Origin of the sequence: Dyella telluris, from assembly GCF_014297575.1 — a bacterium.
GTDB lineage: Bacteria > Pseudomonadota > Gammaproteobacteria > Xanthomonadales > Rhodanobacteraceae > Dyella > Dyella telluris.
Genome location: NZ_CP060412.1, coordinates 2,825,381 through 2,842,767, shown reverse-complemented (window position 1 = coordinate 2,842,767; position 17,387 = coordinate 2,825,381). Strand labels below are relative to the sequence as shown.

Sequence of the window (17,387 nt, the reverse complement as noted above, 5' to 3'; positions counted from 1 at the left end):
AGTTCTAGGGGTTTCCTCGCCTGATGGACCGGGGACCCCAAGGCCTCTCGTACAGCAGGAGACGCGAACGTGGACGTCAACGCCCAGCGACGCGAACTACGCCGGGGACTGGCCGAACAGCGCCGCGCACTGACGCCCGCGCAGCGTATCGCTGCCGCCCAGGGCCTGCGCCGCAGCCTGGAACAGCTTCCTGAATACCTCACCGACGCCCGCGTGGCCGGCTACTGGGCCTGCGACGGCGAGTTGCCACTCAACCTGGTCATTCCGCCGCTGGCCACCCGTGGACAGCAGTTCCTGCTGCCGGTGATCGGCCCGAATCATCAGCTGCGCTTTGCACCCTGGCAGTCGGGAGAGGATGTCCAGCCCAACCGCTACGGCATCCCGGAACCCACCCACCCGCGCGAGCTGCTGGAGCCCTTCCAGCTCGACCTGGTCCTGGTGCCGCTGACCGCCTTCGACCGGCGCGGCAACCGGCTGGGTACGGGCGGCGGCTACTACGACCGCGCGTTCGCCTTCCTCAACGAGCAGGTACGCCCCACCGAGCCGCTGCTGGTTGGCATCGCTTATGCGTTTCAGGAGTTGCCCGAGATCGGCGACGAACCCTGGGACGTCCCGCTCGATTTCATCGCCACCGATCAGGAACTGATCGACTGCCACGCCAACGGCAAGGACGGAGAAGCCCAGGCATGACCAAGAACACCCAGTACTGGCTGATGAAGTCCGAGCCAGACGCCTTCTCCATCGACGACCTGAAGAAGAAAGGCCAGGAAGCCTGGGATGGCGTGCGCAATTACCAGGCGCGCAACTTCATGCGCGATGGCATGCGCGTGGGCGACAAGATCTTCTTTTATCACTCCAACTGCGATGAGCCGGGCATCGTCGGCATTGCCGAAGTCGCCACGGACGCGTATCCCGACCCCAGCCAGTTCGACCCCAAGAGCAAGTACTTCGATGCCGCCAGCTCGCGCGACAATCCGCGCTGGATGCTGGTGGACGTGAAATTCGTGAAGAAGCTCAAGCACACCATCACGCTCAAGCAGCTGCAGGCCGAACCCGCGCTCGTCGACATGGCACTGGTGCGCAAGGGCAACCGGCTCTCCGTCATGCCCGTGGGCGCCGAGGAATGGCGCCACATCCTGACGATGGAATAACGCTTTCATCCCTTACTGGAACCCATGCCCATGAGCGCCAACGAAAAGAAACTCGCCGGTGAAGCCGCCATCCGCTACGTCGAGGACGGCGCCATTGTCGGCGTCGGCACCGGCTCCACGGTGGCCTTCTTCATCGACGCACTGGCCGACCTGAAGGATCGCATCCAGGGCGCCGTGTCGAGTTCGGAGCAGTCCACCGCGCACCTCAAGCGCCTGGGCATTCCGGTGCTTGACCTCAATGCCACCGGCCGCCTCACGCTGTACGTGGATGGTGCCGATGAGTGCGATCCGCACAAGCGCCTGATCAAGGGCGGTGGCGCGGCACTCACGCGCGAGAAGATCATCGCCGAGGCCAGCGACAAGTTCGTGTGCATCATCGACTCCAGCAAGCAGGTACCGCTGCTGGGCAAGTTCCCGCTGCCCATCGAAGTGATCCCCATGGCACGCAGCCTGATCGGCCGCGAGATCGTCAAGCGCGGCGGCAACCCCGTGTGGCGCGACGGCGTGGTCACCGACAACGGCAACTGGGTGATCGACGTGCACGGTTGGCAGATCACCGATCCGGTGGCGCTGGAGAACGACCTCAACCAGCTCCCCGGCATTGTTACCGTCGGCCTGTTCGCGCGCCGCCCGGCCAATGTGGTGCTGGTGGGCGACAAGGAAATCTGAGCCCGCCACCGGTGAGCGATACGACAAGAGCCTCCCGGGCAACCGGGAGGCTTTTTTCATGGTGCGTATCCCGCGAATGGATCGCCCTTACGTGGCATCCGACGCGTGGGGAATGGAGTCGTAGGCCACGCTGATCGTCACCTTGGGCAGGTCCGGCCCGCGATGCAGCGCCCTCGCTCGGTCGATCAGCGCCTTGTCGGCCAGCGTCATGCGATCGAGCATGCGCAGATGCTGCAGCCAGCTCTCGATCAGCAGCACCTCGCGCCACAGCTCGCCATCGCGGACATCGCGATACAGCCCCCAGTAGCGCACGCCGTTACGCTGGCGCAGATGCCTCAGGTCATCGGCCAGCGCCATGAACTCCGAAGCGTTCTCGGCGGCCACCACGTACTCAATGGCCATGACCACGTCACCACGCTCGTGGTCGAACACGATCTCCGGCGAAAAACCGCTGGCACGCTTCACCAGTTTGACGCTGCCGGTATCCAGCTGCGGGAATTGCGAGTGATAGGCCAGCAGCGAGGTGACACCCATGGTGATCGCCGCGCAAAGGATGGCGCCGGAGACGCTCATCGTCTCGGCCAGATGCCCCCACAGGAACGATCCGATGGCAAGGCCTGCGTACAAGGCCGTCTGATAGAGCGCCAATGCCCTGCCCTTCACCCAGTCGGGCACGAGCAGCTGCACGTTGGCGTTGTATTCGGTAAGGGCGGCGATCCAGCAGGCACCCGATACGCCGAGCGCAGGCATGACCACGGCCAGTGAGCCGCCATAAGCCAGCAGCACCAGCATCACGGCAAGCGTCATCGCCGCCACGCTGATCAGCCGGCTCGAACCCAGCAGCCGACGCAGCACCGGCACCAGCACGCTGCCCAGAATCGCACCCACGCCCAGCGTGCCCAGCATGTAGCCGTAGAGTGCTGCGCTGCCATCGGGACGCTCGCGCGCCACCAGGGGCAGCAACGCCCAGATCACGCTCGCGGTAAAGCCAAACATGAAAGAGCGCAGCATCGCCAGCCGCGTTACCGTGGAGTTCCAGGTAAAGCGCATGGCCGCCACGACGCCTTCGCGGATACCTTCCGGCGGCAGCGTGCGCACGGGGATGTCGCGCTGCCAGTACCACAGCGCCGCCAGCAGACCGACATAGCTGAGGGTGTTGACCAGGAACACCCAGCTCGGCGCGAGCACGCTCAACATCAAGCCACCGATGGCCGGTCCCACCGCACGCGCCACGTTGTAGTTCACGCCGTTGAGCAACACCGCCGAACTCACCATGCGATGTGGCACCTGCTCGCCCACGGCCGATTGCCAGGCCGGCACCGTGATGGCGCTGCCCAGCGAAATCCACAACACCGCCAGGATCAGCAAGGTGGGATCGAGCGTCCCCATGAATGCCAGCGTGGTGAGGAAGATCGCGCCGGCCATCTCCACCACCTGCCCGACCAGCATGATCTTCCGCTTGTCGTAGTTGTCGGCCAGAACGCCGGTGGCAATGGACAGCACCACCAGCGGCGCGGCGGATGCCACCTGCACCATCGCCACCATGATGGCGCTGGCATGCGACGCGGTGATCACCCACGCCACCGCCACCGACTGCGCCCATGTACCCAGGTTGCCGAACAGGTTGGCCACCCAGATCTGCCGGAACACCGGCACCTTCAGCGGTGCCAGCACACCCGATTCGCGCTCCTGCGTGGGCTGCGGGGCGGCGTCGACCTGGGGCGTAGTGGACTGAAGCATGTGCGGCCCATGAACTCTTGGTGTCACCGGTGTGCCGCCAAGAGTCGGCGGTTGCCCGTCCTTGGGTCGTGAATGTCCCGGGCCTGCGCCCGCACGGCCAACTTGTCCTGCCCGCTGTGCACCAGTAGGCTCGAAGCCGGGGACCAGGAGCGGTAAATGGAACGTATCGCTTGCCCGTCTGTGCCCGGCGCGTCCGGCCGCTGGCGGCGTTGTCATGAAGAACGCAGGGCGTGCGCAGGGCATCCGCGCAGGCGTTTGCGCGCGCGTACACGTATCCACGCAACTCACGTGACACCGCCCGCGCCCGGGCGCATGCAGTTGGCGCACACCTCCCATGCGTACTTCACGACCCGCCTGACAGCGGGCCTTTGTACATATTGAATCCAGACAGGAAGGGGACTCCAGATGCTCAACGGCGAGAAGATATGGATAGCGCAGGACGGCCAGCGGAGCGGCCCGTTCACTCAGGAAGACGTGCGGCAGGGCATCGCGGAACGACGTTACGGCCCCGATACGCTGGTCTGGCACAAAGGCCTGACCGAGTGGGTACCGTTGTTCTCGCTGTTTCCGGAAAACACGGTCACGCCACCAGCACCGCCGCCGCCGAAAGCAACGGCGAGCGCACCGGCCGCCGTGTTCACCGCGCATGATCGCCCCGGCTCGACGTTCAATGCCAACGATCCGGCACCCGTCGCGGCGTCGCCAGGATTTGGCTACGCATCACATGCCGACTACGCATCGGACCGCGTAGACCGCCGCGACCTGCCCACGCCTCCCTCTCTGCACTGGGGCCTGGTGTTTCTGTTCAGCATTCTCACCCTCGGCATCTTCGCCATCATCTGGCCGTTCATCCAGGCCAACTGGGTGCGCAAGATTGATGGCGACAGCAAGGCCACGATGATGCTCGCCGGCGGACTGGTCTGCCTGGTCGCCTCGGAAATCGTTGCGCCGGGCAACAGGCAGTCCGTTCTTGGTGGCCTGCTCACGCTGGCCTACTACGTGCTCTGGATCACCGCGTACTTCTCGATGGCCGACTCCATCAAGCGCAAGCTCGCCGAGTACAGCCTGCCGGTCGAAATCGGTGGCGTGACCCTGTTCTTCTTCAACACGTTCTATCTGCAGGCCCAGCTGAGTTGGATCGCGCGCTGGCAGGACACCGGGTCGAGCAACCCCAAGCCGCCGAAAGCCGCCTTCTACTTTCTTCTGCTGGTGCCCGTTTTCGTGATTGCGATGCTTGCCGCGATTGCCATTCCGCAATACCAGAACTATGTGAAGCGGGCTCATGCGATGGAGTTGCAGCGGGGGCAGTGAGCTTTGGTCGCTGCGGTTTGCGTGGATCACAGAAGCCCGCCCTTATGGCGGGCTTTTTTTCTGCCTTCTGAGCGGGTAGGGCTGGGCGGATTTCTGGAAGCGGGCGGCCCAGCCTGCTCTTTCGATCAAAAACAGAAGAACCCGCTTTATATCCGGCCGCGTTGGCATGACGGACCTGGATTGTTCACCCCCTTCATAGGGCTCACCCCTTCGCGCTTCGCGCCGCGGGGCCAGCGCGTTGCGCCGTCCGAATGAGTTCCAGACAAATGTGTCGACTGCGGAGGCAGGATGCCGGAGCGAACATCGGCGTAGCCAATGGCCCGAAGGGTGAGGCGCAGGATGTGCCGAGTAGCGGGGTGCGAGTCCTCTGCCTGCCAATCAAAGACAAAAAGCCCTTCGTCAGGAGGGCTGTCGATGCGTGGAGGCCTGGATTGTTCGCCCCCTCCATGGGGCTCACCCCTCCGCGCTTCGCGCTGCGGGGCCAGCGCGTTGCGCTGTCCAAATTTGTTCCGGACAAATTTGTCGAACGGGGTGCGAGTCCTCTACCTCCCAATCAAAAACAAAAAGCCCGCCATGAAGGCGGGCTGTTGGCACGTGGGGACTAGGATTGTTCGCCCCCTCCATGGGGCTCACCCCTCCGCGCTTCGCGCTGCGGGGCCAGCGCGTTGCGCTGTCCAAATTTGTTCCAGACAAATTTGTCGAACGGGGTGCGAGTCCTCTACCTCCCAATCAAAAACAAAAAGCCCGCCATGAAGGCGGGCTTTTTGTTTTTGGCTGGGAGACTAGGATTCGAACCTAGATAAACGGAGTCAGAGTCCGTTGTCCTACCGTTAGACGATCTCCCAAAACCCTGCTGAGCGGTGCGCTCTGACTTGATGCACCGGCCAGTCGAAGCGTGATTAGCGCTTCGAGAACTGGGTTGCGCGGCGGGCCTTGTGGAGACCGACCTTCTTGCGCTCGACCTCGCGGGCGTCGCGGGTCACGAAGCCAGCCTTGCGGAGCTGGGACTTCAGGGATTCATCGTATTCGATCAGGGCGCGGGCGATACCGAGACGGATCGCGCCGGCCTGGCCGGTGATGCCGCCGCCAGCGACCGTGACGTTCACGTCGAACTTGTCGGTCGCTTCGATCAGCTCAAGCGGCTGACGAACGATCATGCGCGACGTCTCACGACCGAAGAACTGGTCGAGGGTCTTGCCGTTGACGGTGATCGCGCCGGTGCCCTTGCGCAGGAACACGCGAGCAGCGGAGGTCTTGCGGCGGCCGGTGCCGTAATTCTGCTGGATAGCCATGATGGTTCCTTAGATTTCCAGCGCCTGCGGCTGCTGTGCGGTATGCGGGTGCTCGGCACCGCCATACACCTTGAGCTTGCGGTACATCGCGCGGCCGAGCGGGTTCTTCGGCAGCATGCCCTTGACGGCGATTTCGATGACGCGCTCCGGATGCGAAGCCAGCAGATCCTTGAGACTCGTGGTCTTCAGGTTGCCGACGTAGCCGGTGAAGCGGTGGTACATCTTGTCGTCCAGCTTGGCACCCGTGACGGCCACCTTCTCGGCGTTGACCACGACGATGTAATCGCCGGTGTCGACGTGCGGGGTGAATTCCGGCTTGTGCTTGCCGCGCAGACGGCGGGCGATCTCGGTCGAGAGACGACCCAGAGTCTTATCGGTGGCGTCGATCACGAACCAATCGCGCTTGACGCTTTCCGGCTTGGCGCTGAACGTTTTCATTTCAGAATACCTGGGCTGCCGCCACATGGGCGGTACACATAATCGGTGGAACAAAGGCGCGAGATGATAACGGAGTTTTCATCAATCGCGCAAGCCCACCGACCGGTGGGATGCGAGCTGGCAATGATAGCATGATCACTATGGCGCTTGAAAAGCCCCCCCACACTCGAAAACAGAAGATAGTCGCTCTGGCCGACCAGTGCGTGCAGTGCGGCCTGTGCCTGCCCACCTGCCCTACCTATGGCTTGGACGGCAATGAGGCGGAGTCTCCGCGCGGCCGCATAGCCATCGCAGCGGCGCTGGCCCGGGGCGATGCCGAGCCCACGGCGGCCCTGCGCATTCACCTGGATCACTGCCTGGGCTGCCTCAACTGCCAGCGCGTATGCCCGGCCAACGTCAAATACGGCGAGCTGCTGGTGGAAACGCGCGCCTTGATCGGCCCTGCACCCGAGCGGCCCACCGTATTGCTGACGCTGCTCAGGCAGCCCACATTGCTACGTCTGGCCGCGCGTGTCGCCGGCACCACCGGCGTGGCGTACTGGAAACAGCGCCTTGCCAGTCGCTTGCCAGCCAACTCTGCATGGCGTGCGGCCCTGCAGACCTGGTCGGATGCGGATAGCGATGCAAAACCCCTTCCCGCCCCTGCCGACGACGCCGGGCACACCACCGTAGCGATTTTCCCCGGCTGCGTAGCCAGCGTGGAAGATGAAGCCGCCGAACGCGCGGCCATCACCTTATTGCAGGCCGCCGGCTATCGCGTCGCGCGCCTGCCCGCGTTTTGCTGCGGCGCCATGGATCTACACGGCGGTGATATGGATACCGCCGTTCGCCTGGCCGATCGCGTACGCGAGAACTGGCACCGCTCAGGCGCGACAAAGCTGGTCACCGTAACGCCAGGCTGCCTGGGCACACTGCGCCGCGCTCTTCCCGACGTAGCCGTAAGCGACCCGGTAAGCCTGCTTGCCGAACGCATCGACCGCCTTGCGTTCCGTCCGCTCGAACAACGCATCGCACTGCATTTCCCATGCACGCAACTGAATGTGGCTCGCAGCGAAGCAGCCTTGCAGGAGCTGCTGCGCAAAATCCCCTCGCTCGATATCGCCGTGGTGCCACGCCCGCCGCACTGTTGCGGCGCGGCCGGCACACACATGCTGGAGTTCCCCGAGCGCGCGGCGCGCCTGCGCGAAGGCGTACTGGGACAGATCGCCACCTTGGCGCCAGAGCAGTTGTTGTCGTCCAATATCGGATGCCGGCTGCATCTGGCCGCAGGCATGGATGAGCAGGGGCGGCACTGGCCGCACATGCATCCGCTTACGCTGCTCGCGCAGCAACTGGAGATTTCGCCATGAACGCACGCACGCTTTCCCCGCTCGACCGCCTGCTGGCCGGCATCGAACGCGCCCTGGAAACGGTGTCGGGCGCACCGGAAGCCGCGCGACCTTCACCAGCCGAAGCGTTTGACGAGTCGGACATGGACGATGCCGAGCGCAAGCACGCCGCCGGCCTCATGCGCATCAATCACACGGGCGAGGTCTGCGCGCAGGCGCTCTATGACGGACAGGCCGCGCTGGCGCGCAACGAAGAAACCCGCGCACACCTGCTGCATGCCGCCGCCGAGGAAACCGACCACCTCGCCTGGTGCAGCGAGCGCCTGAAGGAACTGGACAGCCGCCCCAGCCTGCTCAACCCCCTGTGGTATGCCGGCAGCTACGCCATTGGCGCCATCGCCGCCTTGGCGGGGGATCCGGTGAGCCTGGGTTTCGTGGTGGAAACCGAGCGCCAGGTGGAAGCGCACCTGGAAGAACACCTCGACCAGCTGCCGGCACAAGATGAGCGCTCACGCGCCGTGCTGACGCAAATGCAGGCCGATGAAATCCGCCATGCGCACAATGCCCGCGAGCGAGGCGGCATCGATCTGCCGTTTCCGATTCCCGGCGTGATGCAGCTGACGTCGATGGTGATGAAGGCGGTGGCGTATCGCGTTTGAGGGGTGATGGCCTTTGGCGTTCTGTCGTGGCCAACCTTGGGGATAGGGGAAAGAGGGCACATCGCCCTTCCCTGTAGGAGCGCACCCAGTGCGCGACCACCTGACGGAGCGGTATCGACATAGCGCTGCGGTCGCGCACAGGGTGCGCTCCTACGAGGGAGTCGCAAAACCGCTGTCGCGAACAGGGTTCGCTCCCACCGGGGGTCGGGATCGGGACTGGAATCGGGATCGCACCGGAACGTCTCGACGGAGGCTTTAAGTCCTCTTGCTCACAGCGCGTTGCGGTGTAGCGTCAGTGTCTAGGCGCTGCGCCTGTCGCAATTAGGGCTCCGGAACCTGTAGCGCTTGTATTCCACATGATGCAGAGCTCCCCAAGGAAACAATCATCGCGGGGGGAGCCGTAGCGCTTGCGCGTGAATCGTGCGGTGCCGAATGCCGAAGCCCCGCCAGGCTCGTATTCAACAAAATCACCGGAGCATTCAGGCCATTTTCTTTGGGTTACTTTTGACGCGAAGCTAATCCCCGTGGGACTTTTGGGCCAGCAAAAGAAAAGTGACTCGGCCTCCCCGAAAAGGGCGCTAGCTTCGCGTCGCCGGCAGGAGGCCGAAACGCCCCCGCGGCGTCCCACGAGGACTAGCTTTGCGTCGTAGGCGGCCAGGTCGCGGGAACGCACGAGGCGACGACCGACCACTAAGGCCCTGGATGACCAGCCATTCGGCTGCTGAAGAACGCTTCCGGCCTGCGCAGGGATGACGGTGAGGGGAGTACGCGTCCAGGCCAGTGCGACGGGATGACGGCCTCAATGAAGCGATGAGCCTGATCACAGAGATGATGGCTGATGGCTAAAGGATGAAACCGCGAGGCGAGCACCCGCCCCTCACCCCACCCTCTCCCCAGAGGGGAGAGGGAGCAACGCTGCATTGCACGGTTTCCCGCGAAAAGCCAGGACTCCCAAAAGAAAAACCCGCCTTTCGGCGGGTTTCTCATCACATCAGGTTGCGACCGTGGAACAACTCCTCGATCTCGCGACGCAGCAGCGATTCGATGCGCTGGCGCTCCTTGAACGAAAGGTCATCCGCATGCGCCTCGAAGAGGTAGGTATCAAGGTCGAAATCCTTGATGTGCATCTTCGTGTGGAACATGTTTTCCTGGTACACGTTCACGTCGAACATCTCGTACTTCTGGCGGATGTGCTTGGCCAGATAGTCCTGCACTGAGTTGATCTTGTGGTCGATGAAGTGCTTCTTGCCCTTCACGTCGCGCGTGAAGCCGCGCACGCGGTAGTCGGCGATGACAATGTCCGACTCGAAGCTGTCGATCAGGTAGTTCAGGGCCTTCAGCGGCGAGATCACGCCGCAGGTGGCCACGTCGATATCCGCGCGGAACGTCGCAATGCCGTTGTGCGGATGCGTTTCCGGGTAGGTGTGGACGGTGATGTGGCTCTTGTCCAGGTGCGCGACCACCGCGTCGGAGATCGTGTCACGGCCGAGCTTTTCCACCACGGGCTCCTCGGAAATGAGGATCGTGACGGACGCGCCTTGCGGATCGTAGTCCTGGCGTGCAATGTTCAGGATGTTGGCACCGATGATCTCGGCCACATCCGTCAGGATCTGGGTCAGGCGATCGGCGTCGTACTGCTCATCGATGTATTCGATATAGCGCTGGCGCTGCTCTTCCGACACTGCATAGCAGATGTCGTAGATGTTGAAGCTCAGGGCCTTGGTCAGGTTGTTGAAGCCCTGCAGACGCAGGCGGGGAAGCGGTTTAACCACAACGACTCTCCATGGCCGGGGATGGGGCCAGCAGTAGAGGCGGGTTAGCTACAAGGGTCCCCGCTGGATAATTCGACGTGAAAGCAGGAAGCTTCCACGACCCTTGTGACCGGAGCGCGACAAAGGGATCGCGTCCGAAAGACCGTGAAGTATGCGGCAAAAAAAAGGAAAACTGAACCTTCGGCAGGTCTTTTAGTTTGCCATAATGCCCGGAGGGGGGAAGGATTGGACCATCGGGGGACGCCCGCGCCCTCCGTTTGAATCAACGGGATCTAACGTGGCGCAACTCAAATATCAGCTCCAGCAAGCCTTTGAACGCTCCCAGGCGCCAGCCAATTTCGCACCGGACCCGGCCTCGATGGAGCGGTTTCTGGCGCTTTGCCACCGCCGTCGCTACCCGGGCAAGACCGCAATCATCCGTCCCGGCGACCCGGCCAACACGCTTTATTACATCGTGGACGGCTCGCTGGCCGTGTGCACGGAGGATGAGCAGGGCCGCGAACTGATCCTGGCCTACCTCAGCCGTGGCCAGTTCATCGGCGAAATGGGCCTGTTCGTGGAGCAGGCGCAGCGCGAATCCATGGTGCGAACCCGTACCGCCTGCGAGATGGCCGAGATCAGCTACGAGCGCCTGTTCCAGCTGATGGAAGGTCCGCTGCGCGAGGAATGCCCCAAGATCCTGTTCGCCATCGGCTCCCAGCTGACCCACCGCCTGCTGCGCACTTCGCGCCAGGTCAGCCGCATGGCCTTCATGGACGTGACCAACCGCATCTCCAAGACGCTGCTGGACCTGTGCCAGGAGCCGGATGCGATGACCCACCCGGAAGGCACCCAGATCCGCATTTCCCGCCAGGAAGTGAGCCGTATCGTGGGTTGCTCGCGTGAAATGGTCGGCCGCGTGCTCAAGCAGCTCGAAGAGCAGGGCATGATCGACGTGGCGGGCAAGACCATCGTAGTGCGCGGCACGCGCTGAGGCACCCACGCCGCCCCGGAAACAGAAAAACCCGGCCCAGGCCGGGTTTTTTCATGCCCCTTCGACGTCAGCCCGGCCCAGGCCGGGTTTTTTCATGCCCCTTCGACGTCAGCCCGGCCCAGGCCGGTTTTTTCATGCCCCCGCGCCGGTCAGCCCGGCTGGCCGCGGCGCCCGCCCGGCTGGTAGACCATGTAAACGTCGGCCCGCTCGTAATGGGACCCGGCGCGTACCGCCGGCTGCAGCACGAAGCCGGCCTGCTCGTACATGCGCAGGGCGGTCTTCAGGCGGCTGTTGGACTCCAGGAACAGCTCCGTGCCGCCCCGACGCTGGAATTCGGCAATGGCCGCCGCCAGCAGGCTGCGCCCCGCACCCATGCCGCGGAAAGTTTCGTCCACACCCATCTTGGACAGCTCGTAGACGCCGGCCGACTCGTGCAGCAGGGCGCAGGTGCCGATGACCTCGCCGTCCAGGCGGGCAAAGAAGATCGCGCCGCCCGGCGCCAGCACGTAGCGCTCCGGGTCGCCCAGCAGCTCCCGGTCGATGTCCTCGATGCGGAAATGGCGCTCCAGCCATTGGGCGTTGAGGCGGTAGAAGTGGTCTTTGAGGGCCGGTTCGTAGGGCACGATCTCCAGCGTGGCCGAGGTCAGTGCCGCGTGCTCGGCCAGCATGGCGTCCACCACCGGCCGTTCCTGCAGGCCGGCCTCGGTGGCGGCCAGCGCGGCCAGCAGCGTTTCCAGGCCTTCTTCGCCCAGCGATTTCACGATGCCCCGGCGCACAGCCACCCAGATCGGGCCGAGCGCGGTGAGATTGGCGCGCCCCTTGTCGGTCAGCGCGAGCAGGCTGCGGCGGCCGTCCTGGATGTCCTTGTTGCGGCAGACCAGGCCGGCATCGACCAGCTTGTCGGCCAGCTGGCTCACCGCCGAATGGGTCTGCCCGATGGCCTGCGCCACGTCACTGACCGTGGTCTCGCCGTTTTCCCACAGGAAGCGCAGCACCGGAAACCAGCGCGACTCCACGCCGGCCCCGCAGGTGCGGTAGACCTCGTCCACGGCGCCATAGAAATGGTCGCTGAGCGACTTGAGCCGGCTGCCAAGCGCCAGCTGGGCGAGCGAAGGGAGGTACATCCGACGGCCCTCGAACCAAATATGTAAACGCTAACGTAATTCGATCCCCGGACCGGGACAAGCCCGGACCCTGGCCGCACGGCCTGCCATGGCGCGCGATGGAACAGGGACGAACACCCCCGCCCCGTGATCGCGCACAGGGTGCACTCACACAGGGAAAAAGCCGGTTAGAACCAGTCGACGCGGGTGATGGTGCGACCCAGCGCCTTTTCCAGCTTCTTGCAAAGCTTGGGCGTGCCATTGACCAGCACGGCTTCGGCAGCGGGCTTGAGCATGGGGGCATCGGCCAGCGAGTCGCTATAGGCCACATGCCACTCGCTAACGCCGAAAGCCGCCAGCTGCGCGGTTTTGCGGCGCCCCACGTTATGCAGCTTCACGCGCATGCCCAACGGCCCCGAATACAGCCGGGAGGCCAACACGTCCAGATCCGCCAGGCCCAGCTGGGCCAGGATGTGGCTGACCAGCACGTGTTCGCAGCCGGTGACCACGATGACGCGGTCGCCCGCCGCCTGATGGCGGCGCAGGGCGTTGAGGCCATCGCGGCAGAACTGCCGGGGCCGACGGACCAGGCTCGCGCCAAAGGCTTCGGCCGCCGCCCGGTAACGATGTTCGTTCAGTCCCATCAGGCCCACATGCACCAGGGCGCGCTCGGCCAGCTTGCGCGAGAACGGGGCCACCAGCAGCATCCACGGCAGCGCGCACAGCGCCCCCAGCTTGCGCAGCCAGGAGCGGCGATAACGTTCGCGCATGAACAGATAGAAGGCGTCGCCGTGGATCAGCACGCCGTCGAAATCGAACAGCACCGTGCGCGGCGAAGCCACGGCCGCTTCCGCCGCTGCCGGCTCCAGACTGCTTTCCCCTGTGGTCATACGTTTACTTCTGGCGTGTTCTTAGGTCGTGGCAAACAGGCGCTTCAGTTCCGCGCCGGGGTCGTCGGCGCGCATGAACGCCTCGCCGACCAGGAAAGCATTGATGCCTGCGTCCTGCAGCGTGATCACGTCGTCGGGCGTGTGGATGCCCGACTCGCTGACCAGGATGCGGTCGTATTCCATCAGCTGCTGCAGCTCCAGCGAGGTATCCAGCGAGGTGTGGAACGTGCGCAGGTTGCGGTTGTTCACGCCGATCAGCGGTACGGGCAACGCCAGTGCGCGCTCCAGTTCTTCCGCGTCATGGACTTCGCACAGCACGTCCAGATCCAGCTCGGCGGCCAGCAGCGACAGCTCCAGCAGGGCGGCGTCGCCCAGCGCGGCCACGATCAGCAGGATGCAGTCGGCGCCGATCACGCGCGCCTCGTACACCTGGTACGGATCGATCACGAAATCCTTGCGCAGCACCGGCAGCGAGCACGCGGCGCGGGCCTGCTGCAGGAAATCTTCGCTGCCATGGAAGAAATCCTTGTCGGTCAGCACCGAGAGGCAGGCCGCCCCGCCCTTTTCATAGCTGCGGGCAATGGCTGCCGGATCGAAGTCCGGGCGGATCACGCCCTTGCTCGGGCTGGCGCGCTTCACCTCGGCGATCACCGCCGGCAGGCCGGCTTCGATCTTGGCCTCGATGGCCGCCGAAAAGCCGCGGGTTTCCGGCAGGTCTGCCACGCGGGCGGAGAGCTCGGCCAGCGGCAGCCTGGCACTGCGCTCGGCGACTTCTTCGGTCTTGCGGGAGAGGATGCGTTGCAGGATGTCGGTCATGGTGAAAGCTTGCAGCGTCGGGGCATGAAAGAGATGTGAGCGTCAGGCGGTTTCAGCCAGGCGCCGCGTGGTGGCCACGAAGGCGTCCATTTTTGCACGGGCCGCGCCGCTGGCAATGGTTCCACGCGCCAGCTCGATGCCGGCGGCGATGGAATCCACCACGTTGGCCGCGTACAGCGCCGCGCCGGCATTGAGGCAGACGATGTCGTGCGGCACACCACGACGCCCTTCCAGCGCCTCCAGCAGCATGGCACGCGATTCCTCGGCGTTCTCCACGCGCAGGTTGCGGCTGGAGGCCATGGCGAGGCCGAAATCCTCCGGCTCCACCTCGTACTCGCGCACCTCGCCGTCACGCAGCTCACCCACCAAGGTGGCCGCGCCCAGCGAGATTTCGTCCATGCCGTCACGCCCCCACACCACCAGCGCGTGCTTCGCGCCCAGCTGCTGGAGCACGCGCACCTGGATGCCGACCAGGTCCGGATGGAACACGCCCATCAGGATGTTCGGCGCACCAGCCGGGTTGGTCAGCGGGCCGAGAATGTTGAACAGCGTGCGCACGCCCATTTCCTTGCGCACCGGTGCCACCACCTTCATGGCCGGATGATGGTTGGGCGCGAACATGAAGCCGATGCCGACCTCATCCATGCACTGCGCCACCTGGGCCGGCGGCAGGTCGATCACCGCGCCCAGCGCCTCGAGCACATCCGCGCTGCCCGACTTGGACGACACGCTGCGACCACCATGCTTGGCGACGCGCGCACCGGCCGCGGCGGCCACGAACATGGAGGCGGTGGAAATATTGAAACTCGATGCGCCATCACCGCCGGTACCGACGATGTCGACGAAATGCTCGTGCGGCGGCAAGGTCACCTTTGCCGACAGCTCGCGCATCACGCGCGCCGCGCCGGTGATCTCGCCCACGGTTTCCTTCTTCACGCGCAGGCCGGTGATGATCGCCGCGGTCATCAGCGGGCTCACCTCGCCACGCATGATCTGCCGCATCAGCTCGATCATCTCGTCGTGGAAGATCTCGCGATGCTCGATGGTGCGCTGTAGCGCTTCCTGCGGCGTGATGGTGACGCGGCGCCCCACAGTCCCTGCACTGTTCATGCGGCGAGCTTCAGCGGCAGGCCGAGGAAGTTGCGCAGCAGGTCGTGCCCGTACTGCGTGAGGATCGACTCGGGATGGAACTGCACGCCCTCGACCTTCAGGGTCTTGTGGCGCAGGCCCATGATCTCGTCAATGCTGCCGTCCGGGTTCTCCGTCCACGCGGTGACTTCCAGGCAATCGGGCAACGAATGCTGCTCCACCACCAGCGAGTGGTAGCGCGTGGCCTCGAACGGATCGGGCAGGCCGGCGAACACGCCCTGCCCGCGATGGCGTACCGGCGAGGTCTTGCCATGCATGATCTGCTTGGCACGAATCACCTTGCCGCCAAACACCTGTCCGATGGCCTGATGGCCCAGGCACACGCCGAACACCGGAATCTCGCCGGCCAGTTCGCGCAGCACATCCAGTGACACGCCCGCGTCGTCCGGCGTGCCGGGGCCTGGCGAAATCATGATGTGGGACGGCTTCAGCGCCCGGATACCCGCCACGTCCAGCGCATCATTGCGCACCACTTTCACGGCCTGCCCCAACTCGCCCAGGTACTGCACGAGGTTGAAGGTAAAGCTGTCGTAGTTGTCGATCATCAGGAGCATAAGCGGCGTAACCTGCGAATCTCGGGCCGTGGATGGTCTGCCGGCGAGGTACCGGGAGGTCCGATTGTAACGGCCACCATCGCCGCGATGCAGCAAGACTGCAGGAAATGTCCGCGCGCGCTGGAATACGGAAAAAAAGTCACCGATTCACGGAATAAAAGTAACGCCAGCAACCATCCAGCCACCCCGACCTGGCGCCCCGGAAGCGCCAGGCACGGATGCCCGCACCGCATCACCCGCTCCGAGGGTCAATCGCCGGCTGCGGGCGCCTCTTCAGCGTTCGCATCCAGCCATTTCTCATATTCGGAAACCGTGCGCTTGAGGTGTTGCTCCAGCCAGATCAGCTCGTCCGTCGATCCGGCGGCATCCCACAAGGACACGAAGGTGATGAGCCGCATCGCGACCGGGGAGGAAGCCCGGTAAGGCGCCGCCGGGGTGTCGCGAACCTGTCGACGCATAGCCGGACGCATCTCGCCAATGCCCAGCACCAGCCAGTCCAGGGAAACGCCGCGGGACTGCGCGATGGCAGCGCACATGCCGAATGGAGGACGGTTCCGCTGGCGCCAGTTGCTGGGTGCACTCGGCGCCAGGTGAAGCGCGGCGGCGAGCGCACTATCGCTGCGCACCGCATAGACCTGACGCATCCGACGGATAACGGCATCTGCGCTCAGCCCGTCGCCTTCGACACCATGCGTGTATTCCCTACACGCGTCGCGATCACCAAACACATTCGGTGTATTACTGTTCTCTTTGTGTTTCACATCGCACCACACCGCTACGGAGAGCTCCCTCGCAAAAGGCCTACCGGCCGTCGCCTCACGCACCGGCCCGCAAGGGCACCACGGATACGCGAACAGGAAGACTCCTGAGATTACGCCGCAGTGGGGCGCGCTTGCAGCCGCCCTGCGAATCGCGTGCAGGTAAGTTCTTTCCTGCATGCGTATCTGCCTCGTGAGATCACACAGCGATTTCGACCCGCCCTGACACGTGTCATTTCGCCTGCAATCGCCCGATGCCGTGAATCGCTGCGCGACTATTCTGATTTTTGACCGATCCAAACAGTGGTAATACCGGACGCCGGCGAACGTTGCTGCCCGCTGTCAGCGCCCCGGCCTGCCTATCCATGATCCAAGCCAACGCAAATGGCGAAACATGGATCGTGAACCATGGTTCCACCGCACAAGTTTCTCGATGCACTGGCACTGCTCCCTGCAGTGCGGCAGATCCGCCGGCAGGCGAGGCACGCGTGGGATGGACACGTGCCGATACAGTTGGATTTCGCCCTGGTGGGCGGGCAGATCGCCACCCACATACTCGCCTTTACTGACGACGAGCGCTCCTACATTCGCGGCGTGCTCGACTACGCCCTGAAGCAGGACTCGCACAACCTGCGCCCGCTGGTCCTGAGGCCCCTGCTCACTACGCTGTTCGAGCGATCACGACGCATGGGCAAGGCACATGAGGCCGCAGTGTTCCAGCACCTCTATATTCCGGGAACCACGAAACCGCCAAACCAGGCCTCGTGACAGGCGCTGGCTCAGC

General features: G+C 64.2%; 18 protein-coding genes and 1 tRNA gene. 8 read left to right on the top strand and 11 right to left on the bottom strand.

From position 1 onward, the window contains the following. Positions 1-69: 69 nt before the first annotated feature. From H8F01_RS12560 to rpiA, 3 genes are read left to right on the top strand one after another with little or no spacing between them, the layout of a single operon-like run. Positions 70-690: a 5-formyltetrahydrofolate cyclo-ligase gene (locus H8F01_RS12560; RefSeq protein ID WP_187055450.1), complete on the top strand. Its 621-nt coding sequence runs from the start codon at positions 70-72 to the stop codon at positions 688-690. Continuing rightward, a complete protein-coding gene (locus tag H8F01_RS12555) occupies positions 687-1,151 on the top strand; it encodes an EVE domain-containing protein (protein ID WP_187055449.1) in 465 nt (154 codons plus the stop codon). Before H8F01_RS12560 ends, H8F01_RS12555 begins: the two co-directional genes overlap by 4 nt. Before the next feature lie 30 nt (positions 1,152-1,181). Next, positions 1,182-1,820, top strand: coding sequence for a ribose-5-phosphate isomerase RpiA (gene rpiA, locus H8F01_RS12550; protein ID WP_187055448.1), 639 nt, complete (start codon positions 1,182-1,184; stop codon positions 1,818-1,820). An 87-nt stretch (positions 1,821-1,907) separates the two neighbouring features. Here the strand turns inward: rpiA and H8F01_RS12545 are convergent, their stop codons facing one another. Beyond that, positions 1,908-3,560 (bottom strand): MFS transporter, encoded by a 1,653-nt coding sequence (locus tag H8F01_RS12545; protein ID WP_187055447.1) that lies wholly within the window; start codon positions 3,558-3,560, stop codon positions 1,908-1,910. Between the two features lie 405 nt (positions 3,561-3,965). Between H8F01_RS12545 and H8F01_RS12540 the strand changes: the two genes are divergently transcribed. After that, positions 3,966-4,871: a GYF domain-containing protein gene (locus H8F01_RS12540; RefSeq protein ID WP_187055446.1), complete on the top strand. Its 906-nt coding sequence runs from the start codon at positions 3,966-3,968 to the stop codon at positions 4,869-4,871. A 771-nt stretch (positions 4,872-5,642) separates the two neighbouring features. Here the strand turns inward: H8F01_RS12540 and H8F01_RS12535 are convergent. The 3 genes from H8F01_RS12535 to rplM form a co-directional block, all read right to left on the bottom strand. Beyond that, positions 5,643-5,716, bottom strand: a tRNA-Gln gene (locus H8F01_RS12535). Between the two features lie 54 nt (positions 5,717-5,770). Continuing rightward, positions 5,771-6,163 (bottom strand): 30S ribosomal protein S9, encoded by a 393-nt coding sequence (gene rpsI, locus H8F01_RS12530; protein ID WP_074546260.1) that lies wholly within the window; start codon positions 6,161-6,163, stop codon positions 5,771-5,773. A 9-nt stretch (positions 6,164-6,172) separates the two neighbouring features. Beyond that, positions 6,173-6,601 (bottom strand): 50S ribosomal protein L13, encoded by a 429-nt coding sequence (rplM, locus tag H8F01_RS12525; RefSeq protein ID WP_109123708.1) that lies wholly within the window; start codon positions 6,599-6,601, stop codon positions 6,173-6,175. Positions 6,602-6,711: 110 nt separating this feature from the next. Here rplM and H8F01_RS12520 point away from each other — a divergent pair, with 110 nt between their 5' ends. Further along, positions 6,712-7,950, top strand: coding sequence for a (Fe-S)-binding protein (locus H8F01_RS12520; RefSeq protein ID WP_338017279.1), 1,239 nt, complete (start codon positions 6,712-6,714; stop codon positions 7,948-7,950). After that, entirely contained in the window at positions 7,947-8,588 is a 642-nt protein-coding gene (gene coq7, locus H8F01_RS12515; protein WP_187055444.1) for a 2-polyprenyl-3-methyl-6-methoxy-1,4-benzoquinone monooxygenase, read from the top strand. Before H8F01_RS12520 ends, coq7 begins: the two co-directional genes overlap by 4 nt. A 986-nt stretch (positions 8,589-9,574) precedes the next feature. Here coq7 and speD read toward each other — a convergent pair. Beyond that, positions 9,575-10,360, bottom strand: a complete 786-nt coding sequence (gene speD, locus H8F01_RS12510) for an adenosylmethionine decarboxylase (RefSeq protein WP_019465856.1) — start codon at positions 10,358-10,360, stop codon at positions 9,575-9,577. Between the two features lie 277 nt (positions 10,361-10,637). Between speD and crp the strand changes: the two genes are divergently transcribed. Next, positions 10,638-11,333: a cAMP-activated global transcriptional regulator CRP gene (gene crp / locus H8F01_RS12505; protein WP_187055443.1), complete on the top strand. Its 696-nt coding sequence runs from the start codon at positions 10,638-10,640 to the stop codon at positions 11,331-11,333. A 149-nt stretch (positions 11,334-11,482) separates the two neighbouring features. Here crp and H8F01_RS12500 read toward each other — a convergent pair whose 3' ends face one another. The 6 genes from H8F01_RS12500 to H8F01_RS12475 form a co-directional block, all read right to left on the bottom strand. Beyond that, positions 11,483-12,457, bottom strand: a complete 975-nt coding sequence (locus H8F01_RS12500; protein ID WP_187055442.1) for a bifunctional helix-turn-helix transcriptional regulator/GNAT family N-acetyltransferase — start codon at positions 12,455-12,457, stop codon at positions 11,483-11,485. Positions 12,458-12,624: 167 nt separating this feature from the next. After that, positions 12,625-13,326 carry an HAD family hydrolase gene (locus H8F01_RS12495; protein ID WP_187055441.1) on the bottom strand — a complete coding sequence of 234 codons (702 nt, stop codon included), beginning with the start codon at positions 13,324-13,326 and terminating at the stop codon, positions 12,625-12,627. 21 nt (positions 13,327-13,347) lie between these two features. Next, the gene (gene trpC, locus H8F01_RS12490; RefSeq protein WP_187055440.1) at positions 13,348-14,142 is read right to left on the bottom strand and encodes an indole-3-glycerol phosphate synthase TrpC; all 795 of its coding nucleotides are present in this window, start codon (positions 14,140-14,142) and stop codon (positions 13,348-13,350) included. A 42-nt stretch (positions 14,143-14,184) separates the two neighbouring features. Further along, a complete protein-coding gene (trpD, locus tag H8F01_RS12485) occupies positions 14,185-15,252 on the bottom strand; it encodes an anthranilate phosphoribosyltransferase (protein WP_187055439.1) in 1,068 nt (355 codons plus the stop codon). Then, the gene (locus H8F01_RS12480) at positions 15,249-15,845 is read right to left on the bottom strand and encodes an anthranilate synthase component II (protein WP_187055438.1); all 597 of its coding nucleotides are present in this window, start codon (positions 15,843-15,845) and stop codon (positions 15,249-15,251) included. The genes trpD and H8F01_RS12480 overlap by 4 nt, the downstream gene beginning before the upstream one ends. 248 nt (positions 15,846-16,093) lie before the next feature. Beyond that, a complete protein-coding gene (locus H8F01_RS12475) occupies positions 16,094-16,606 on the bottom strand; it encodes a helix-turn-helix domain-containing protein (protein WP_187055437.1) in 513 nt (170 codons plus the stop codon). Positions 16,607-17,011: 405 nt separating this feature from the next. Here H8F01_RS12475 and H8F01_RS12470 point away from each other — a divergent pair, with 405 nt between their 5' ends. Further along, a complete protein-coding gene (locus tag H8F01_RS12470) occupies positions 17,012-17,371 on the top strand; it encodes a hypothetical protein (protein WP_187055436.1) in 360 nt (119 codons plus the stop codon). The last annotated feature ends 16 nt before the right edge of the window (positions 17,372-17,387 follow it).

Coding starts and splice junctions, on each gene's coding strand:
- H8F01_RS12520 (WP_338017279.1), top strand. CDS start 6,712: ATGCGAGCTGGCAATGATAGCATGATCACTATGGCGCTTGAAAAGCCC.
- rpsI (WP_074546260.1), bottom strand. CDS start 6,163: ATGGCTATCCAGCAGAATTACGGCACCGGCCGCCGCAAGACCTCCGCT.
- H8F01_RS12545 (WP_187055447.1), bottom strand. CDS start 3,560: ATGCTTCAGTCCACTACGCCCCAGGTCGACGCCGCCCCGCAGCCCACG.
- H8F01_RS12555 (WP_187055449.1), top strand. CDS start 687: ATGACCAAGAACACCCAGTACTGGCTGATGAAGTCCGAGCCAGACGCC.
- H8F01_RS12500 (WP_187055442.1), bottom strand. CDS start 12,457: ATGTACCTCCCTTCGCTCGCCCAGCTGGCGCTTGGCAGCCGGCTCAAG.
- rplM (WP_109123708.1), bottom strand. CDS start 6,601: ATGAAAACGTTCAGCGCCAAGCCGGAAAGCGTCAAGCGCGATTGGTTC.
- H8F01_RS12480 (WP_187055438.1), bottom strand. CDS start 15,845: ATGCTCCTGATGATCGACAACTACGACAGCTTTACCTTCAACCTCGTG.
- rpiA (WP_187055448.1), top strand. CDS start 1,182: ATGAGCGCCAACGAAAAGAAACTCGCCGGTGAAGCCGCCATCCGCTAC.
- H8F01_RS12470 (WP_187055436.1), top strand. CDS start 17,012: ATGGTTCCACCGCACAAGTTTCTCGATGCACTGGCACTGCTCCCTGCA.
- H8F01_RS12540 (WP_187055446.1), top strand. CDS start 3,966: ATGCTCAACGGCGAGAAGATATGGATAGCGCAGGACGGCCAGCGGAGC.
- coq7 (WP_187055444.1), top strand. CDS start 7,947: ATGAACGCACGCACGCTTTCCCCGCTCGACCGCCTGCTGGCCGGCATC.
- H8F01_RS12495 (WP_187055441.1), bottom strand. CDS start 13,326: ATGACCACAGGGGAAAGCAGTCTGGAGCCGGCAGCGGCGGAAGCGGCC.
- trpD (WP_187055439.1), bottom strand. CDS start 15,252: ATGAACAGTGCAGGGACTGTGGGGCGCCGCGTCACCATCACGCCGCAG.
- trpC (WP_187055440.1), bottom strand. CDS start 14,142: ATGACCGACATCCTGCAACGCATCCTCTCCCGCAAGACCGAAGAAGTC.